Origin of the sequence: uncultured Jannaschia sp., assembly GCF_947503795.1 — a bacterium.
Lineage (GTDB): Bacteria > Pseudomonadota > Alphaproteobacteria > Rhodobacterales > Rhodobacteraceae > Jannaschia.
The window spans coordinates 1423032-1442740 of record NZ_CANNEZ010000001.1 but is presented as its reverse complement, the minus strand read 5'-3'; the positions used below and the strand labels follow the sequence as shown (position 1 = coordinate 1442740).

At 67.6% G+C, this 19709-nt stretch carries 17 protein-coding genes; 13 read left to right on the top strand and 4 right to left on the bottom strand.

Annotated features, from left to right (window positions below):
- Positions 1-24: 24 nt before the first annotated feature.
- From Q0833_RS07620 to Q0833_RS07595, 6 genes are all read left to right on the top strand, one after another.
- Positions 25-330 carry a sarcosine oxidase subunit delta gene (locus tag Q0833_RS07620; protein WP_298432037.1) on the top strand — a complete coding sequence of 102 codons (306 nt, stop codon included), beginning with the start codon at positions 25-27 and terminating at the stop codon, positions 328-330.
- Entirely contained in the window at positions 327-3287 is a 2961-nt protein-coding gene (locus tag Q0833_RS07615) for a sarcosine oxidase subunit alpha family protein (RefSeq protein ID WP_298432034.1), read from the top strand. The genes Q0833_RS07620 and Q0833_RS07615 overlap by 4 nt, the downstream gene beginning before the upstream one ends.
- On the top strand, positions 3280-3777 hold the full coding sequence (locus tag Q0833_RS07610) for a sarcosine oxidase subunit gamma (protein WP_298432031.1): 498 nt from the start codon (positions 3280-3282) through the stop codon (positions 3775-3777). The genes Q0833_RS07615 and Q0833_RS07610 overlap by 8 nt, the downstream gene beginning before the upstream one ends.
- A gap of 57 nt (positions 3778-3834) precedes the next feature.
- Entirely contained in the window at positions 3835-4434 is a 600-nt protein-coding gene (locus Q0833_RS07605) for a superoxide dismutase (RefSeq protein ID WP_298432028.1), read from the top strand.
- A 113-nt stretch (positions 4435-4547) separates the two neighbouring features.
- Positions 4548-4784, top strand: a complete 237-nt coding sequence (locus Q0833_RS07600; RefSeq protein ID WP_298432025.1) for a hypothetical protein — start codon at positions 4548-4550, stop codon at positions 4782-4784.
- Positions 4781-5248, top strand: a complete 468-nt coding sequence (locus Q0833_RS07595; RefSeq protein ID WP_298432022.1) for a host attachment family protein — start codon at positions 4781-4783, stop codon at positions 5246-5248. Before Q0833_RS07600 ends, Q0833_RS07595 begins: the two co-directional genes overlap by 4 nt.
- Before the next feature lie 4 nt (positions 5249-5252).
- Here Q0833_RS07595 and Q0833_RS07590 read toward each other — a convergent pair whose 3' ends face one another.
- Positions 5253-5789, bottom strand: a complete 537-nt coding sequence (locus Q0833_RS07590; RefSeq protein WP_298432019.1) for a TIGR00730 family Rossman fold protein — start codon at positions 5787-5789, stop codon at positions 5253-5255.
- Positions 5790-5856: 67 nt separating this feature from the next.
- On the opposite strand from Q0833_RS07590, the gene Q0833_RS07585 reads away from it, so the two are divergent.
- Positions 5857-7743, top strand: a complete 1887-nt coding sequence (locus tag Q0833_RS07585; protein WP_298432016.1) for a LysM peptidoglycan-binding domain-containing protein — start codon at positions 5857-5859, stop codon at positions 7741-7743.
- A 64-nt stretch (positions 7744-7807) separates the two neighbouring features.
- Complete coding sequence (locus Q0833_RS07580; protein WP_298432013.1) at positions 7808-9625, top strand: ABC transporter ATP-binding protein/permease; 1818 nt, start codon at positions 7808-7810, stop codon at positions 9623-9625.
- 16 nt (positions 9626-9641) lie between these two features.
- Here the strand turns inward: Q0833_RS07580 and Q0833_RS07575 are convergent, their stop codons facing one another.
- From Q0833_RS07575 to Q0833_RS07565, 3 genes are all read right to left on the bottom strand, one after another.
- Positions 9642-10595 (bottom strand): glucokinase, encoded by a 954-nt coding sequence (locus Q0833_RS07575; protein ID WP_298432009.1) that lies wholly within the window; start codon positions 10593-10595, stop codon positions 9642-9644.
- Between the two features lie 12 nt (positions 10596-10607).
- Complete coding sequence (locus Q0833_RS07570; protein WP_298432006.1) at positions 10608-11948, bottom strand: GH1 family beta-glucosidase; 1341 nt, start codon at positions 11946-11948, stop codon at positions 10608-10610.
- A gap of 64 nt (positions 11949-12012) precedes the next feature.
- Entirely contained in the window at positions 12013-13035 is a 1023-nt protein-coding gene (locus tag Q0833_RS07565; RefSeq protein ID WP_298432003.1) for a substrate-binding domain-containing protein, read from the bottom strand.
- Between the two features lie 215 nt (positions 13036-13250).
- Here Q0833_RS07565 and Q0833_RS07560 point away from each other — a divergent pair, with 215 nt between their 5' ends.
- The 5 genes from Q0833_RS07560 to Q0833_RS07540 all read left to right on the top strand — a co-directional run bounded on the left by Q0833_RS07560 (position 13251) and on the right by Q0833_RS07540 (position 19703).
- Entirely contained in the window at positions 13251-14606 is a 1356-nt protein-coding gene (locus Q0833_RS07560; RefSeq protein ID WP_298432000.1) for an ABC transporter substrate-binding protein, read from the top strand.
- A 110-nt stretch (positions 14607-14716) separates the two neighbouring features.
- Positions 14717-15694, top strand: a complete 978-nt coding sequence (locus Q0833_RS07555; RefSeq protein ID WP_298431997.1) for a carbohydrate ABC transporter permease — start codon at positions 14717-14719, stop codon at positions 15692-15694.
- A gap of 1 nt (position 15695) precedes the next feature.
- Positions 15696-16841 carry a carbohydrate ABC transporter permease gene (locus Q0833_RS07550; RefSeq protein WP_298431994.1) on the top strand — a complete coding sequence of 382 codons (1146 nt, stop codon included), beginning with the start codon at positions 15696-15698 and terminating at the stop codon, positions 16839-16841.
- 10 nt (positions 16842-16851) lie between these two features.
- The gene (locus tag Q0833_RS07545) at positions 16852-18498 is read left to right on the top strand and encodes an alpha-amylase family glycosyl hydrolase (RefSeq protein ID WP_298431991.1); all 1647 of its coding nucleotides are present in this window, start codon (positions 16852-16854) and stop codon (positions 18496-18498) included.
- Between the two features lie 86 nt (positions 18499-18584).
- Positions 18585-19703 carry an ABC transporter ATP-binding protein gene (locus tag Q0833_RS07540; protein WP_298431989.1) on the top strand — a complete coding sequence of 373 codons (1119 nt, stop codon included), beginning with the start codon at positions 18585-18587 and terminating at the stop codon, positions 19701-19703.
- Positions 19704-19709: the final 6 nt, after the last annotated feature.

The window sequence follows — 19709 nt, the reverse complement described above, 5'->3', positions numbered from 1 at the left end:
GACCGCGGGACGGGAGGGCCTCGTATGCTCCTCCTGACCTGTCCGAATTGCGGCCTTTCGGTCGAGGAAACCGAACTTGCGCCCGGTGGCGACGCACATCTCGTGCGCCGCGGGCCCGAGGCCTCGGACGACGCGTTCGAGGAATATCTCTTCATGCGCGAGAACACGAAGGGCGTTCACTTCGAGCGCTGGCGCCACGCCTATGGCTGCGGCAAGTGGTTCCTCGCCGCGCGCGACACCGCGACGCTCGAGGTGTTCGGGACCTATTCCGCCCAGACCAAGGCCCCGCCGCCCGAGATCCTGGCCGCCATCGAAAAGGCCCGGACATGAGCGCGCGTCTGAAGTCCGGCGGGCGCCTGATCGACCGCAACCGGCCCGTCACCTTCACCTTCGACGGGCGAAGTCTGCGTGGCTATGCGGGCGACACGCTGGCCTCGGCGTTGCTGGCGAACGGGCAGCTCGTCCAGGGCCGCAGCTTCAAGTACCACCGCCCCCGCTCGGTCGTGGCCTCGGGCCCCGAGGAGCCGAATGCCCTGATGGGTGTCGGAGAGGGGGCCCGGTTCGAGCCGAACCAGCGGGCCACCGAACAGCCGCTGGTCGAGGGTCTGGTCGCGCGAAGCCAGAACGCCTTTCCATCGCTTGCCTTCGATATCGGCCGGGTCAACGACTGGGCGTCAAAGTTCCTGCCTGCGGGCTTCTACTACAAGACGTTCATCCATCCGCGGCCCTTCTGGAAGCACATCTTCGAGCCGGTGATCCGGAAGGCCGCGGGCCTCGGGGCCGCGCCGACCGAAGGCGACGCCGACCGCTACGAGCATCGCTATGCCTTTTGCGACGTGCTGATCGCCGGTGGGGGGATCGCGGGCCTGACGGCGGCGCTCGGGGCCGCGGCTGCGGGCCATCGTGTCATGCTGGTCGAGCGCGGCCGCCACTGGGGCGGTCGGGCTCCGGTCGACGGGGATGAGATCGACGGCATGGACGCCGCCGATTGGATCGCGGAGACGGTCGCCCGGCTGGACGGCATGGAGAACGTGACGTTGCAGCTGCGGACGGAGGCGTCCGGGGTCTACGATCACGGCTACGTCCTCCTGAACGAGCACCTGGACGGCCCCGGTCCGCGCGAGCGGGTCTGGCGTGTCCGCACCGGGCAGGTCGTCGCCGCCACCGGCGCGATCGAACGCCCGCTGAGCTTCGCGGGCAACGACGTGCCGGGCGTGATCCTCGCCGGGGCGCTGCGCGATTACGTGGTGAACCACGGCGTCAGCCTCGGGGATCGGACGGTCATCGTCACCAATAACGATGACGCCTACCGCACGGCGAAGGTTCTGCTGGCCGCGGGGCTTCAGGTGCCCGCAATCATCGACGCGCGCGCGGCACCCGACAGCCCGATCATCCGCGAGATCAAGGGCTTGGGCGTCAATGTTCATGTCGGACGCGGGATTGCGAAGGTCATGGGCAACGACCGGGTCACCGGCGTCGCGGTCTGCCTTCAGGCTGGCGAAGGCGCCGTGCTCCAGGAGATCGCGTGCGACGCGGTCGCGATGTCCGGTGGCTGGTCGCCGGTCGTGCATCTCTTCTCGCATTGCGGCGGCAAGCTCTGGTGGGACGACGCGCGGGCGATGTTCCGGCCCGATCCCGACCGCCCGCCCACCGATCAGGATGGGCGGGGCTTCGTGTCCTGCGTGGGGGCCGCCTCGGGCGCGCTGACCACGGCGGAGGTGCTGTCCGACGCGGCAGACGCGTTCGACCTCGACCCGCCCGAGGCGCTGCCGCAGACGGAGGCCCCGATCGAGGCGATCTGGATGATGCCACAGGGCGCCGGCCCGAAGCTTCGCGAAAAGATGTGGCTCGACTACCAGAACGACGTGAAAGTCTCGGATGTCCGCCTCGCCGCGCAGGAGGGGTTCGAGAGCGTCGAGCACGCCAAGCGCTACACGACGCTCGGGATGGCAACGGATCAGGGGAAGCTGAGCAACATCAACGGTCTGGCGGTCCTCGCCGACCGGCTGGACGAGGCGATCCCTCAGGTCGGCACCACGACCTTCCGCCCGCCCTATACGCCCGTGACGCTGGGCGCGCTGGCGGGCGAGGCGCGGGGTGATCTGTTCCAGCCGCTGCGCCGCACGCCGCTCCATGAGTGGCACGAGGCGCACGGCGCCTACTGGGAGCCGGTGGGCCAGTGGCGGCGGCCGTATTGCTACCCGAAGGGCCGCGAGAGTCATGCCGAGGCCGTCCACCGCGAGGTGCGCGCCACGCGCGAGGGGCTCGGGCTGCTGGACGCGTCCACGCTGGGCAAGATCCTGGTGCGCGGGCCGGATGCGGGCCGCTTCCTCGACATGCTCTACACCAACATGATGAGCAGCCTGAAGCCGGGCCGCTGCCGCTACGGGCTGATGTGCGACGAGAACGGCTTCCTGATCGACGACGGCGTGGTGGCGCGGATCGATGACCAGACCTTCCTCTGCCACACGACCACCGGCGGGGCCGACCGCATCCACGGCTGGATGGAGGACTGGCTGCAATGCGAATGGTGGGACTGGGCGGTCCACACGGTCAACCTGACCGAGCAGTTCGCACAGATCGCCGTGGTCGGGCCGAAGGCGCGCGCGGTGCTGGAAACGCTAGGCGGCATGGATGTCTCGGCCGAGGCGCTGCCCTTCATGGGCTGGGCCGACGGCACGCTGGGCGGGTTCGACGTGCGCGCCTACCGGATCAGCTTCTCGGGCGAGCTCAGCTACGAGATCGCGGTGCCCGCGACGCAAGGACTGGCGCTCTGGGAGGCGTTGCACAAGGCGGGCGCGGAGTTCGGTGCGACGCCCTACGGGACCGAGGCGCTCCATGTCATGCGGGCCGAAAAGGGGTTCATCATGATCGGGGACGAGACCGACGGGACGGTGATCCCCCAGGACCTCGGCCTCGACTGGGCCATCTCCAAGAAGAAGGACGACTATTTGGGCAAGCGCGGTCAGGCGCGGTCGGAGTTCCAGAAGCCCGACCGCTGGAAGCTTGTGGGCCTTCGGACCGAAGACGGCAGCGTGCTGGAGGACGGCGCCTATGCCATCGCCGAGGGCGAGAACGCCAATGGCCAGCGCAACACCGAAGGCCGCGTAACTTCGACCTACCATTCGCCGACGCTGGGCCACGGCATCGCAATGGGCCTCGTCGCGTATGGGCCAGACCGGATGGGCGAGGTCCTGCACTTCACGCGCATCGGGCAGGAGCCGGTCGCCGCCCGCATCGTCGACCCGGTCTTCTTCGACCGCGAGGGGGAGAAGCAGAATGTCTGACGTTACCGTCGAAGCGCTGCCGCCCGTGGGCATGATCACCCTGCGCGGCGATCTCGATACGCTCGGGGCCGCCGTGGCGGATGTGACCGGCTGCGACCGCCCGGATCAGCGGTTGCGGACGGAGGCGGGTGACCACGGCTGTCTCTGGATGTCGCCGGACGAGCTTCTGGTGACGTGCGGATACGACGCGGCGCCTGAGATAGCGGCGCGTCTGACCGACGCACTCGGCGACGCCTTCGCGACCGTCGCCGTCGTCAGCGATGCGCGCGCGGTCTTCGCGATGACGGGGCAGGGGGCCGAGGCCGTGCTGGCCCGCCTGATGCCCGTCGATTTCGACCGCATGGCGCCGACGGAGGTGCGCCGCACCCGCATGGCCCAGATCCCCGCCGCCCTCTGGCGCGAGGGCGAATGCTGGCGGGTCGTGTGCTTCCGCTCCGTGGCCGGCTATGCGGAGGGACTTCTGCGGAACGCGGTGCCGATCGGGGCTTGACCCGGCGCCATACCGGCCGACATGTCCTGTGACGCATCAACCCCGAGGAGAGACCCCATGGCCTTCGAGCTTCCCGATCTGCCCTATGCCCATGACGCGCTGGCCGATGGCGGCATGTCAAAGGAGACGCTGGAGTATCACCACGACCTCCACCACAAGGCCTATGTCGATAACGGCAACAAGCTGATCGAAGGCACCGAATGGGAGGGCAAGTCCCTCGAAGAGATCATCACCGGCACCTACGACGCGAACGCCGTCGCCCAGTCGGGGATCTTCAACAACATCAGCCAGCTCTGGAACCACAACCAGTTCTGGGAAATGATGGGCCCCAAAGGCCGCGACATGCCCTCCGAGCTGTCGGATGCCCTGAATGAGAGCTTCGGCTCGATCGCCAAGTTCACCGACGAGTTCAAGGCCGCCGGCGCGGGCCAGTTCGGTTCGGGCTGGTGCTGGCTTGTCAAGGACAAGGACGGCTCGCTCAAGGTCACCAAGACCGAGAACGGCGTGAACCCGCTCTGCTTCGGGCAGACGGCGCTTTTGGGCTGCGACGTGTGGGAGCATTCCTACTACATCGATTTCCGCAACAAGCGGCCCGCCTATCTCCAGAACTTCATGGAGAATCTCGTCGATTGGGAGAACGTCGCCTCGCGCATGTGAGCCGCGTCCGATCCGAACCTCTGCGGGGCGTCCCATCGGGGCGCCCCGTTGCGTTTCAGGAACCCGCGCCTGCGCTTCGCGTTGAGGGAGCGAACCTGCCAACGGAGGACATCATGGCCGAGCGACACCGCTCCAGCGACGGCACCCGCGAGACGGACCAGTTCATCGAAGACATGCCCCCGACCCCGAGCCACCAGGGCCGGTCGGGTGGCGACATCGCCCGCGACGTCGGCACGGAAGACGCGCTCCTGCGCGCGACGACCCAGGGCGCGCGCGGCACGACCCGCGTGACCAAGAAGCACGACGAGGACATCCGCGACGTCAACGACGCCGGGGGACCGAAGCGATGACCAAGCTGACCAACGGCACGCTGGTGGTGGTGACCGACAGCGAGAAGGCGCTGTTCATGATCAACCGCACCGATGACGAGAACCCCAACCTCGAGATCGTCCGGAAGGAAGAGGAGGACAATCCGCCTGACCGCGAGCAGACGGCCAACCGGCGCGGCCGCGTGCAGGAAAGCCATGGCTCGGGCGTGTCGGCCTACGACGAGACGGATTTCCACGAGCTTCAGAAGGAACGCTTCGCGGCCGACCTCGCCGACAAGCTCTACAAGATGGCCCATGCGGGCAAGTTCGAGCGGCTGGTGCTCGTGGCATCGCCCATGGTCCTCGGCGTGATGCGCGACGAGATGCACCAGGCCGTGACGTCGAAGATCGTGGCCGAGATCGACAAGACGCTGACCAACCACCCGCTCAACGAGATCGAGAAGATTGTCTCGGATGAGCTTGCGGGCATGTCGGACGCGGCCTGATCCGTCATTCGAGATATTCCAGCGCGGTCCCGGCATCCGGGGCCGCGCGCAACAGGTCGAGCAAGCTCGCATCCGCGAAGCCCCGTGCGACGATCCCCTCCAGCATCGCCAGAAGCCCGTCCCAATAGCCGTCGACATTGACGAGGATCAGCGGTTTCGCGTGCAGTCCCAGCTGCGCCCAGGTCAGGGCCTCGAAAAACTCGTCCATCGTGCCCGCACCGCCCGGCAGGACGACCACGGCGTCGGCATTCATGAACATCACCTTCTTGCGCTCGTGCATCGTCTCGGTGACGACGAAGCGGGTCAGGTCGCGCTTGCCGACCTCGAGTTCCATCAGGTGCGTCGGGATGACACCGAAGGTCTCGCCGCCTGCGTCCTGCACGGCGCGCGCGACGCGGCCCATCAGCCCCACATCGCCCGCCCCATAGACCAGCCGCCAGCCCCGTGCGGCGATGCCCGCGCCCAGGGCTTCGGCCGCGGTGGCGAAGGCGGGCGCATCGCCGTCCCGTGCGCCGCAATAGACACAGATGGATTTCGCCATGACATGACACTCCCGCGTGATTTGCCCCTGCCTATCCGCGTTGATACCGTCCCGCAAAGCCGGGGGTATGGATGAGGCGATGGCGGTGAGCAATTCGGTCAAGGGCGGGATCGCCGTGGTCGCCATCGTGGGCGGTCTGATAGGCGGGTTTGTCCTCTGGCAAGGCCGCGTGCCGTCGGTCGAAACACCCGCGCCGACGGCCGGGAATGGGGTGGATGCCGCGACGGAGACCGCGCGCGCCGCCTCGGAGACGGCGGCACCCGTCGAAGACCCGGCCGCAGAAGTTGCGACAACCTCCGAGCCCGACGTGACGGTCGCCGCTAAATCCGCCGCCGACGCCACGACCGGCGCTGCGCTCGAGACCGTGGCGGATGCCGTGGGCCCCGCTGCGTCTTCCACGGAAGGCGTGGCCAGCGTCGATGTGGTGCGGATCGAGCCCGACGGCTCCGCGCTCGTGGCCGGGCGGGGCGAGGCGGACAGCGATGTCGTGCTGAACATCGACGGGGCCGGTGTCGCGACTGCACGCACGGATGCCGAAGGGAATTTCGTCACCTTCCTCGAACTGCCCCCGTCGGACGTCCCGCGCGTCCTGTCGCTCGAGACCGAGGGTGTCACGGGCCAGCGCGTCGGCGGTCAGACCTCGATCATCGTGGCCCCCACGGTGCCGTCCGCGCCTGCGGTGGCCACGACGCCCGACGTGACCCGCGTGCCCTCCTGGCCGCGCACCGCCATCCGGTCCGACGACGGCGCCGTGTCGGTCGGCGCGACGCGCTTCCCGCCGGGCACCGAGATCGACGGCGCGGGGCGGATCACCGTGGACGGCGTCCCGCTCTTCCCGGAGGGCACGGCGGTCGATGCCGACGGCGCGATCCGCATCGACGGCGTTCCGCGTTTTCCGGCGGGCACCGTGTTCGGCGCGGACGGCGCGGTCACGGTCGCGGGCGTGCCGACCTTCCCGGCGGGCACACGGATTACGGCTGACGGAATCGAGGTCGCAGGCGAGATCGTCCTGCCGCTGACCACCCGCATCGGCCCGGACGGCGCTATCGAGATCGATGGCGTCCCGGCGTTCCCGGCTGGCACGGTGGTTGCCGCCGATGGCCGCATGATGCGCGACGGCGCGCCCGTCGCGCGCGACACCGCGCGGCTCGAGGCCGTCGAGGTGGCGAGCGATCAGGCGGAGGCTGCTGCGAGCGACGTGGCCGCACGGGACAGCGCCGAAGTCGCCTCGGTGGACGCGTCAGACGCGCAGGTGCCGCCGATCGCCGCAGCCGAACCCGCCACGCCGGAGGGCGAGGCCGTAAACGTCGAGACCGCCGCGCGGGCCCCCGAGTTCGCCGAAGCACCCGATGCGGGAGCCGTCATCCCGTCCGACACCGCCACCACCGAGATCGCGACCGGTGACACCGCCGACCCGGCCGCACCGCGACTTTTCCGGGTCAGCCCGGATGGCGTCGCCGTGCTGCCTGCGGCCGAGGCGCCGGATGCGACCACATCGCTCGGGATCGACGTCATCCGCTACGACGCGTTGGGCGACGTGCAGTTGGCCGGCACGGGCGCGCCTTCGGGCGAGCTTCGCATCTATCTCGACAACCGGCCCGTCCGCACCGTGCCGATTGGCGATCCCGGAAGCTGGGCCTCGCCGCTTCCGGATGTCGACGAGGGCATCTACACGCTCCGAATCGACGCTCTGGACGCGGCGGGCGCGGTCGCGAGCCGCATCGAGACCCCGTTCGAGCGGATCGCCCCCGACATCGCCGCCGCTGCCGCGAACCGCGGCGAGGGCACGACCGCGGTGACCGTGCAGCCGGGCTTCACCCTCTGGGCCATCTCGGAAGGGTATTTCGGGGACGGCATCCAGTACGTGCAGATCTTCGAGGCGAACCGCGACCTGATCCGCGACCCCGACCTGATCTATCCCGGCCAGATCTTCATCTTGCCGGACACGCAGTAGGCGGGTGGCCTTCCGGGGGGCGCACCCCTAGGTTCATCCGAATGCGATTTGACCGGATCCCCCCATGCGCCGCACGACCCTGACGACGACCGAGGCCCCCGCGGATTCCATGGGCATCGTTCGCCGGGTCGCCCCCTATCTCTGGCCGGACGGGCAGGGCTGGGTCAAACGGCGCGTGGTGATCGCGCTGGCGATGCTGGTCGTAGCCAAGATCGTCGCGGTTACGACGCCGTTTTTCTACAAGGCCGCCGTCGACGCGCTGGCCCCCGAGACGATCACGCCCGCCTGGGCGCTTGGGGCGGGGGCGGTCGGCCTCACGGTGATCTACGGCCTCGCGCGGCTGATGAACGTGGGCTTCCAGCAGTTGCGCGACGCCATCTTCGCGCGGGTGGGTCAGCGCGCGTTGCGGCAGCTCGCGTCCGAGACCTTCACCCACATGCATCGTCTCTCGATGCGGTATCACATCACCCGCAAGACCGGCGGCCTCAGCCGGATCATCGAGCGGGGCGTGAAGGGCGTCGATTTCCTGCTGCGGTTCCTGCTCTTCTCCATCGGGCCGCTGGTCCTCGAACTCCTCCTGATCTCGGCCATCCTCTTCTTCGTCTTCGACGTCTGGTACCTCGCCATCGTGGTCGTGACGATCGGCCTCTATATCTGGTTCACCTTCGCCGTGACCGAGTGGCGCGTGAAGATCCGCAAGGAGATGAACGACCAGGACACGGACGCGAACCAGAAGGCGATCGACAGCCTTCTGAACTTCGAGACGGTCAAGTATTTCGGCGCCGAGACGCGCGAGGCGGATCGCTACGACGGCGCGATGCAGCTTTACGAAAAGGCCGCGCTCAAGACTTCCTATTCGCTGGCTTTCCTGAATTTCGGCCAGTCGCTCCTGATCACCGCGGGCCTCGTCGGCGTCATGGTGCTGGCGGCGATGGGGGTCCAGCGCGGCGACCTGACCGTGGGCGATTTCGTGATGGTGAACGCCTACATGATCCAGATCACCATGCCGCTGAACTTCCTCGGGACGGTCTACCGCGAGATCCGGCAGGCGCTGGTCGACATGGGCGAGATGTTCGGCCTGCTGGAGCAGCCGCCCGAGGTGCGCGACGCGCCGGATGCCGCGCCTCTGAAGATCGAAGGCGGGCGCATCGAATTCCGCGACGTCTGGTTCGGCTACGATGCCGAGCGGCCCATCCTGCAGGGCGTGACGCTGACCGTCGGCGCGGGCGAGACCGTCGCCGTGGTCGGCCCCTCGGGATCGGGGAAGTCGACCATCGGACGGCTGCTCTTCCGGTTCTACGACGTGACCGATGGCGCGGTCGTCATCGACGGCCAGGATGTCCGGTCCGTCACGCAGGACAGCCTGCACGCGCAGATCGGGGTGGTGCCGCAGGACACCGTCCTCTTCAACGACGACCTGCGCTACAACGTGGCCTATGGGCGCCCCGAGGCGAGCCATTCCGAAATCGAGGAGGCCGCGCGCGCCGCCTCCATCGACACGTTCATCGCAGCACTTCCGGATGGCTACGAGACGACCGTGGGCGAGCGGGGCCTGAAGCTTTCGGGCGGCGAGAAGCAGCGGGTTGGCATCGCCCGGACGCTTCTCAAGAACCCGCCGATCCTGCTGCTCGACGAGGCGACGAGTGCCCTCGACACCGAGACGGAGCGCGACATCCAGCACGAGCTGCGCGCCATGTCCGAAGGCCGCTCGGTCATCATGATCGCGCATCGGTTGTCGACGGTGGTGGATGCCGACCGCATCGTGGTGCTGGAGGCCGGGACCATCACCGAGGAGGGCACCCACGACGAGCTTCTGGCCCGCGACGGACGCTATGCTCGCATGTGGCACCGCCAGCAGGCCGAGGAGGCGGACGCGGCCTGAGCCACGTCGTTGGGGTTCAGGTGGCGCGTTCGGTCAGATGCGCGGCGCAGCCCGTGAGCGCCGCGAAGTCGTCGGTCACAAGCGTCACGGGGAAGTTGCCCATGAAACCCGCGAAGCGACCCTTGTCGCGGAACGCCTCGGCAAAGCCCATCCGCGCCAGGTGCGGCCCCATCGCGCGGCTGACCCCGCCGACGAGGTAGACGCCGCCCAGCGGCAGGTGAATGAGCGCGAGATTCCCCGCGACGGTCCCGAGGATGCGGATGAACTGGCGCACCGCGGCCTCGGCGCGCGGATCGCTATCGATCCGCGCCATGATCTCGGCGGCGAGATATTCCTCGTCCGACCCCGCTTCGGTGGCGAGCCAGCGATAGACCTGCTCCAGTCCGCGACCCGAGAGCACGTCCTCGACCGCAGGGAACCCATGCGCGGTGGACACGAAGGTGCAGAGCCGCAGCTCGGCCTCGGTGCGGATCGGCAGGTTCGCGTGGCCGGCCTCGCAGGGGGGCACCAGCCGTCCGGTCGGAGTGACGTGGACCGGGGCCGCGTTGAACCCGGTGCCGACCCCGATCACCAGCCGCGCAGCGCCGTCGAGGCCGGGCAGGTCGATTACCGCCTCCTGCGCGTCGGGCGCCATGTGGCCCAACGCGTGGCCCTGCGCCTGCAGGTCGTTCAGGATGGCCGCGCCCTGCGCGCCGGTGCATTGGATCAGCCGGGTCGTGTCGATCGACCAGTCGAGATTGGTCAGCTCGGCCACGCCGTCGGCCACGGGTCCCGCGACCGCGACGCACGCCCCGACCGGGGCCGGACCGCCCTGATCTTCGCGGTAGCGGCGAAGGACGGGGGCGAGATTTGCGAACTCGGTGTTGCGATATTTGCGGATCGTCTCGGGCAGGACCGTGCGGCCGTGCGCCATCGCGACGCGCGTGTTGGTTCCGCCGACATCGGCCACGAGGAACAGGGGATCAGACATGCCGGGCGACTATCAACGCGACAGCATCCGGGCAAGCGCGTGATAGCTGGCCTTGGGCGTGCGCGCCTGGGTGTCGAAGTCGATATGGACGAGGCCGAAGCGCTTGGCATAGCCGAGCGTCCATTCGTAATTGTCGAGCAGCGACCAGACGGTGAAGCCCTCGAGCGGCACACCCGCCGCGATGGCGCGAAGCGCGGCCTGGAAATGCGCCTCGAGATAGGCGACGCGCTCGCGGTCGGGGCGGTCGGGCGTGTCGGCATTCGCCAGCCCGTTCTCGGTGATGAAGAGAGGCAGGTCCCCGGTATAGGTCTCGGCCACCCATTTGAGCAGGTGCTCCAGCCCCTCGGGGCAGATCTCCCACCCCATGTCCGTCTTGGGCAGCGGCCCTTCGACGGTGGCGATGGAGGGCCACGGGCCGCTACCTCGCGTCAGGCGGCGGCAGGTGTAGTAGTTGATCCCGAACCAGTCGAGCGGCTGCGAGATCAGTGCCATGTCGTCCTGCCAGCGCTCGGGCATGTGGGGCGCGAATCCGTCGAGGATGTCGTCGGGATAGGCGCCGTGCATCATGCCGCCGAGGAACCAGCGATTGTAGATCCCGTCATAGAGCCGGGCGGCGGTGCGGTCGGCCTCGGTCTCGCTGGCGGGCAGGGCGTATTCGAGGTTGCAGGCCGCGCCGACGCCGCGGACGCCCCGGTCCCGCAGCACCTCGACGGCGAGGCCGTGGGCGAGGGCGACATGATGCATCGCCTTGGCCGCGGCATCGAGCGAGGCGAGGCCCGGCGCGTGGTACCCCTCGAAATGCGACAGCCACGCAACGCACCATGGCTCGTTCACGGGCGCCACCGAATGGAGCCGGTCGCCGATGCGGTCCGCGACCACTTCGGCGAAGCGGGCGAAGGCCTCGGGGGTGTCGCGGACGGTCCAGCCGCCCCGCTGCGAGAGGGGTTCGGGCAGTTCCCAGTGATAGAGTGTCGCCATCGGCTTGATGCCGCGCGCGAGCATCCCGTCGACCAGCCTGTCATAGAAATCAAAGCCTTCCGGGTTGACGTTCACACCATCCGGCATGACCCGCGCCCAGGAGGTCGAGAAGCGGTAGGCGTCGAGACCGGCGGCGGCGATCAGGTCCAGATCCTCGGCCCAGCGGTGGTAGTGGTCGCAAGCCACGGCCCCAGTCTCGCCCCGGTCGACCTTGCCCGGGATCTCGGCGAAGACGTCCCAATGGGTGCGACCGGCGCCTCCGAAGGCGTGGCCCTCGATCTGATAGGCGCTGGTGGCGGTCGAGAAGGTGAAGCCCTCGGGAAAATCGCTACGGGCAGTCGTGAACGCGGCGGCGTCCGGACGGGAATCGGTCATCGCGGGCATCTCCGGATGTCTTGCGACACGACGCCCACGGATCGCGTCTTGCGGGGCAGGGCGGTCATGGCGGCGGCGCGGTCGAGCCGCCTGTCACCAGCTCGCAGTCCCACACTTCCTGTGCCGGGGCCAGCGCCGGATCGGCGATGCGCTCGATCAGGAGTTCGGCGCAGCGCCGCCCCGCCGCCCGCACCGATGAGCGGGTCGCTGTGAAGACGGGCGTCTCGCCGCCATTGCCGAGATAGCCAAGCATGTCGTCATGGATCGCGACGGAGACGTCTTTCGGCATCTCGAGGCCCGCCTCGTGGATGGCGCGCCGGACGCCGATGGCCATGATGATCGAGGAGACGAGGAACGCGGTCGGCGCGTCGGCGCGGGCCAGAAGGGCGACCGCCGCGGCATGTCCGGCCTGTTCGGACATCTCGGCATTGACCTCCATGTCGGTCGTGACCGGGAGGCCGCGCGCCGCGAGGGCTTCGGCCCAGCCGGATCGGCGGCGGCGGGCGAAGTCCATCTCGGCCCGCCCGTTGATGAGCGCGATCCGCCGGTGCCCGAGATCGAGCAGGAGATCGGTCGCGCGGCGAAAGGCGCGCGCGTTCTCGATATCTACGAAGCTGTAATCGGAATGATCGAGCGGGGCGCGGCCATGCACGACGAAGGGCAGGCCGAGGTCACGCAGCACGTCGATTCGGACGTCGCCACGGCGCGGGCCGTGGACGATGATTCCGTCGACGCTGCCGGTCTCGGCCATGTTGCGATAGGCCGCGACCTCCTGCCCGTCGGCCACGACCGACATCACCATGTCGTAGCCCCGCGCGGCATAGACCTCGCCCGCGCCGGCGACGAAATCGGAGAAGACGGGGTTCACCATTTCATGGGAATGCGAGGTGGCGATGACGTGGCCCACGGCCATCGCACGACCCGTCGCGAGCGATGCGGCGCGGCGGTTCGGACGGTAGCCATGGGCGTCGGCCGCGGCGCGGACCCGGCGCCGCGTCGCCTCGCTCACCTCGGGATAGCCGCCGAGCGCACGGCTGACCGTCGTGGGCGAAAGCCCGAGCAGATCGGATAACTGCCGGAGATTCACGGCATTCCCCCCAAACCGGTTTGGCCCGCATCCCCGCACGCCTCCGTCCGGGTCCGCTTTTGCCGTCGAATTGCGGCGCTGCGGCGTTGACTTTGTCCCGAACGTGGTGTCGAGGTTTGCATGTCAAAGCGGTTTGGACAACAGGCCGCGCGCAGACCGCACCGGGAGATGGGTGCATTAACGACATGCGGGGACGCCCCGCATAGGGAGGATAAATGAACAAGTTTTTGACCGGCACGGCCATCGCGCTGCTGACCACCGGGGCCGCCATGGCCGACGGCCACACCGCCGCCTTCGCGCCGGGCGAGGGTCCGTTCGACTGGGACGGCTACAACGCGTTTGCCGAAGCCAATGACCTGAGCGGCGAGACCGTCACCGTGACGGGCCCCTGGACCGGCGACGAGAAGGCCAAGTTCGACATCATCATGGCGTTCTTCGCTGACGCGACGGGTGCATCGGTCAACTATTCCGGCTCGGACAGCTTCGAGCAGGACATCGTGATCTCGGCGCGCGCGGGTTCGGCGCCGAACCTCGCCGTCTTCCCGCAGCCGGGTCTCGCGGCCGACATGGCCAGCCAGGGCCTGCTGACGCCGCTGCCCGAGGGCACCGCCGACTGGGTCGCCGAGAACTTCGCCGCCGGCCAGTCCTGGGTCGATCTGGGCACCTATGCCAACGAGAATGGTGAGGACGAGCTCTTCGGCATGTTCTACCGCGTCGACCTGAAGTCGCTCGTCTGGTACTCGCCCGCCGCCTTCGACGAGGCCGGCTACGACATCCCCGAGACGATGGAAGACCTCAAGGCGCTCACCGACCAGATCGTCGAGGATGGCGGCACGCCCTGGTGCATTGGCCTCGGTTCGGGTGCGGCGACCGGCTGGCCGGCGACCGACTGGGTCGAGGAGATGATGCTCCGCACCCAGCCGCCCGAGGTCTACGACGCCTGGGTCTCCAACGAGATGCCGTTCGACGCCCCCGAGGTGATCGCCGCCATCGAGGAGTTCGGGGCCTTCGCCAAGAACGACGAGTATGTCAGCGGCGGCGCGCAGGCCGTGGCCTCGACCGACTTCCGGGACAGCCCCGCCGGTCTCTTCGAGATCCCGCCGTCCTGCTACATGCACCGTCAGGCCTCGTTCATCCCGGCCTTCTTCCCCGAAGGCACCGAGCAGGGCGAGGACGTGGATTTCTTCTACTTCCCGGCCTACGCGGAGAAGGATCTCGGCTCGCCGGTTCTGGGCGCAGGCACGCTCTTCTCGATCACCAACCCGTCGGATGGCGCCAACGCGCTGGTCGAGTTCATGAAGCTTCCGATCGCCCATGAGCTCTGGATGGCGCAGGGCGGCTTCCTGACGGCCCATGGTGGCGTCAACCTCGACGCCTACGAGAGCGATGCGCTGCGCGCCCAGGGCCAGATCCTGCGTGACGCGACGACCTTCCGCTTCGACGCATCCGACCTGATGCCGGGCGAGATCGGCGCGGGCGCCTTCTGGACCGGCATGGTCGATTACGTCACCGGCGCATCCGCCGAAGACGTGGCCGCGGGCATCCAGTCCCGCTGGAACGACCTCAACTGAGGCCCGCTCTCGATGACAACAGCCCGTCCCCCTGAGCGGGGGCGGGTACCACGACGGGGCGCGCGGGGAGGCGCGGTCCGACATTCCAAGGGCAGGGGGGAACCGGTCACATGTCACCGCTCATTCAGGGCATCCTGACGATCATTATCGGCGTCGGCGGCTGCATCGGATATTTCTGGGCGTCCAACTTCGTCCTCGACCGCTACATCTTCCCGCCCAGGGGCGACGACGCGGGGCGCAACATCAACCGCGCCAACGCCGTCCGTCCCTGGCTCTTCCTGCTGCCGGCGCTGGCGGCGCTCGGGCTCTACCTCGTCTATCCCGTTTTCGGCAGCTTCTGGCGCTCGCTCTTCAATCGCTCGGGCGACGAATTCATCGGCCTGGGCAACTACGTCCTGATGTTCGGTGACGGCGAATTCCGAACGGCGCTCTTCAACAACTTCCTCTGGGTTCTCGTGGTGCCCGCGGCAGCCACGTTCCTTGGGCTGCTGGTTGCACAGCTGACCGACCGGCTGTCATGGGGGAACATCGCGAAATCCCTGATCTTCATGCCGATGGCGATCTCGTTCGTGGGCGCGTCGCTGATCTGGAAGTTCGTCTACGCCGTCGATCCCGAGATCGGGATCATCAACGCGATCCGCGACTCGATGGGTTTTGCGCCGCTCGACCCGCTGCAGGTCGGGTTCTGGAACAACTTCTTCCTGATGGTCATCCTCGTCTGGATCCAGACCGGCTTCGCGATGGTGATCCTCTCGGCCGCGCTGCGCGGCATCCCCGAGGAGACGATCGAGGCGGCCATCATCGACGGCGCGTCGCCGACCCAGATCTTCTTCAAGATCAAGATCCCGCAGATCATGGGAACCATCGTCGTCGTCTGGACGACCATCACGATCCTCGTGCTGAAGGTCTTCGACATCGTCTACACGATGACCGGGGGCAATTTCGGCACCCAGATCCTGCCCAGCTACATGATGGAATACATGTTCCGGGACGACGGGCGCGCGACCGCGGTCGCCTTCGTCATCATGATTATCGTCCTGCCGGTGATGATCTGGAACATCGCCCAAGCCCGCAAGGAGGTGCGCTGACATGGCCGCCGCAACCGACGACGGAATCGCCGGCGCCAAGTCCGGTCTCTCGCTGGTCACCAATCTATCGGTGATCTTCCTCGTGGTGCTCTGGCTGATCCCGACGATCGGCCTCCTTGTGTCGTCCTTCCGCGACCGGGACGCGATCACCGGATCGGGGTGGTGGAAGTCACCCTTCCCGGTGGCCCAGAACTTCGCCGTCGGAGCCGAGGGCGAGTTCACGCAGACGCCCGAGGGCTGGATGCTCGAGGGCAACGTCTTCGGCGAAGACGGCTCGGGCGAGGTCACGGCCTTCGGTGGCCGCCGCGCCGAACCCAACGCCTTCGCGCCCGGCGAGACCGGGGAGCTGGTCCGCGGCCGCACCCTGACGGTCGAGGCCAATGGCGACTACGTCTATCTCGACCCCGGCGAGGAGGCGCCAAGGCGAAACCCGACGCTCTATTTCGCGTCCGAGGTGCCACCGAACTTCTCGACCGAAAACTACGACACGATCCTCTTTTCGAACGGGATGGACGTGGCCTTCATCAACACGCTGACGGTCACCATCCCGGCGACGATCATTCCCATCCTCATCGCGGCCTTCGCGGCCTACGCGCTGGCGTGGATGGACTTCCCGTTCCGAGGGACAATCATCGCGATCATCGTCGGTCTGCTCGTCGTTCCACTTCAGCTCGCCCTCGTGCCGATGCTGACCTTCCACAATCAGATCGGGATCGGGCAGTCCTTCTACGGGATATGGTTCGCCCATACGGGGTTCGGCCTACCACTCGCGATCTACCTGCTCAGGAACTACATGGTCGGCCTGCCGCGCGACATCATCGAGAGCGCGAAGGTCGATGGTGCGACCGACTTCCAGGTGTTCACCAAGATCGTCCTGCCGCTCAGTTTCCCGGCACTCGCGAGTTTCGCCATCTTCCAGTTCCTGTGGACTTGGAACGACCTGCTGGTGGCGAAAGTATTCCTGCCGTCGAACTCGGAAAGCTGGGTGATGACGGTCAAGATCGCCGACGATCTCCTGGGATCGCGCGGGGGCGACTGGGGCATCCTCGCGGCTGCGGCCTTCGTGTCGATCGCCGTCCCGCTGATCGTGTTCTTCACGATGCAACGCTACCTGGTGCGCGGCCTCTTGGCCGGCTCCGTCAAGTAAGGGTCCTCGCATGATCGCGACCGCCGAACAGATCTCGCCCGCCACCGATACCGACTGGTGGCGCGGCGGGGTGATCTATCAGATCTACCCGCGCTCCTATCAGGACACGACCGGTGACGGCGTGGGCGATCTGAACGGCATCACGGCGCGACTGCCCTACGTGGCGTCGCTCGGGGTGGACGCGATCTGGATCTCGCCCTTCTTCACCTCGCCGATGAAGGATTTCGGCTACGACGTCAGCGATTATCGCGACGTCGACCCGATGTTCGGCACGCTGGCCGATTTCGACCGGCTGGTGGACACGGCGCACCGCCTGGGGGTGCGGGTGATGATCGACCTCGTGCTCAGCCATTCCTCGGACGAGCATCCGTGGTTCCAGGAAAGCCGCGCCTCGCGCGACAACCCGAAATCCGACTGGTATGTCTGGGCCGACCCCAAGCCCGACGGCACGCCGCCGAACAACTGGCTGTCGATCTTCGGCGGCGGCGGCTGGCAATGGGACGTGCGGCGGCAGCAGTATTTCTACCACTGCTTCCTCGAGAGCCAGCCGGACCTCAACTTCCACAATCCCGAGGTGCAGGACGCGCTTCTGGACGTGACGCGGTTCTGGCTTGACCGGGGCGTCGACGGCTTCCGCCTCGACACGATCAACTTCTACTTCGCCGACAAGGATCTGCGCGACAATCCGGCCCTCCCGCCCGAGCGGCGGAATGCCAAGATCGCGCCCTCGGTGAACCCCTACAATCACCAGGAACATCTCTATTCCAAGAACCGCCCCGAAAATCTCGGCTTCCTCAAGCGGTTCCGCGAGCTTCTGGACGAGTATCCCGGCACCGCCGCCGTGGGCGAGGTCGGGGACGCGCAGTTCGGAATGGAGCTGATCGGGCAGTACACCAAGGACGGGCAGGGCGTGCACATGTGCTACGCCTTCGACTTCCTCGCCTGGGAGCCGCTGACCGCCGCACGCATCGTCGAGGTGTTCGACAACCTCGAGGAGAAGGCGCCCGACGGCTGGGCCTGCTGGGCCTTCTCGAACCATGACGTGACGCGCCATGTGACCCGCTGGAACCTCGATGACCAGGGCGCGCGCTGCTACGCGACGCTGATCCACGCGCTGCGCGGCTCGGTCTGTCTCTACCAGGGCGAGGAGCTGGGCCTGACCGAGGCGCGCGTCGCCTACGAGGACCTGCAGGACCCCTACGGCATCGAGTTCTGGCCCGAGTTCGTCGGTCGCGACGGCTGCCGCACGCCGATGGTCTGGGAGCCGTCGAACCAGAATGGCGGCTTCTCCGACGCGAAGCCGTGGCTGCCCGTCGCACACGAGCATCTGGGCAATTCAGTCGGCAGCCAGGAGGGGCGTCCTGACGCGCTTTTACACCATTACCGCGCGATCATCGGCCTGCGCGGCCGCTCGGACATCCTGCGCAAGGGCATCCAGCGCAGCACCGAGGCCCATGGCGACATGCTGACCTTCTGCCGCGTCCACGAGGGACGGCGCATCTTCTGCGCGTTCAACCTCGGGGGCGAGCCCTGCACGACCCATACGCCTGACGGCGAATGGCGCTTCATCGACGGGATCGGCGGCAAGGACCCGCAGGTCGGCAATGGCGGCATCCATCTTGGCCCCTGGCAGTACACGCTGCTCGAGGAGGCCTGACGATCAACGCGGCGCCCCGATCGGGACGCCGCACCACAACGACAAGGACCGCCGGGGGAGGGGGTCCGACGAGGGAGGAGAAGACGATGGCAAACCTGAAGTTGACCGATGTATCGAAGGTCTATGGCGGCGAGGTCGAGGTCCTGAAGGATATCGATCTCGACATCACGACCGGCGAGCTGATCGTCTTCGTGGGACCGTCCGGTTGCGGCAAGTCCACGCTTCTGCGGATGATCGCGGGACTGGAGAAGATCTCGGGCGGCACGCTCGAGATCGACGGGCAGGTGGTCAATGATGTCCCCCCCTCCGAGCGGGGCATCGCGATGGTGTTCCAGTCCTACGCGCTCTACCCGCACATGACCGTGCGCGAGAACATGCAGTTCGCCCTCAAGATCGCCAAGATGCCGCAGGCCGAGATCGACAAGGCCGTCGAATCCGCCGCGACCAAGCTGCAACTGACCGAATATCTCGACCGGCTGCCCAAGGCCCTGTCCGGCGGTCAGCGCCAGCGTGTCGCCATCGGCCGCTCCATCGTACGCGACCCGAAGGTCTATCTCTTCGACGAGCCGCTCTCGAACCTCGACGCGGCGCTCCGCGTCGCCACACGGATCGAGATCGCGCAGCTCAAGGAGCAGATGCCCGACTCCACCATGATCTACGTCACCCACGACCAGGTCGAGGCGATGACGCTGGCCAGCCGCATCGTGGTGCTCGATGCGCTCAAGGACAACGGGCACAAGTACTCGATCGCGCAGGTCGGCTCGCCGCTGGAGCTCTACGAGACGCCCAACAGCGAATTCGTCGCCCGCTTCATCGGCTCGCCCGCCATGAACCTTCTGGAGGGCGAGATCGTGGGCACCGGCCCCGTCACCACCATCAAGCCAATGCAGGGCGGCGGCACGATCACGTCGAACGTGCCGACCGAGCCGTCGGACATGGGCGCCCATGTGCGCTTCGGCATCCGTCCCGAGGACGCGATTGCGACCGACGCCGAGGACCACGCCTTCGCGGGCCGCGTCGAGGTCGAGGAACGGCTGGGGGAGGTGACGCTTCTCTATTTCGAGCGCGCCACCCCCGAGGCCGATCCGGTCATCGCCAAGCTTCAGGGCATCCACCCGAACCTGCGCGGCCAGACCATCAAACTGGCCGCCGATCCGGCAAAGGTACACGTGTTCCGGAACGGAGTGTCGCTGCTTTACCGCTGATCGGTC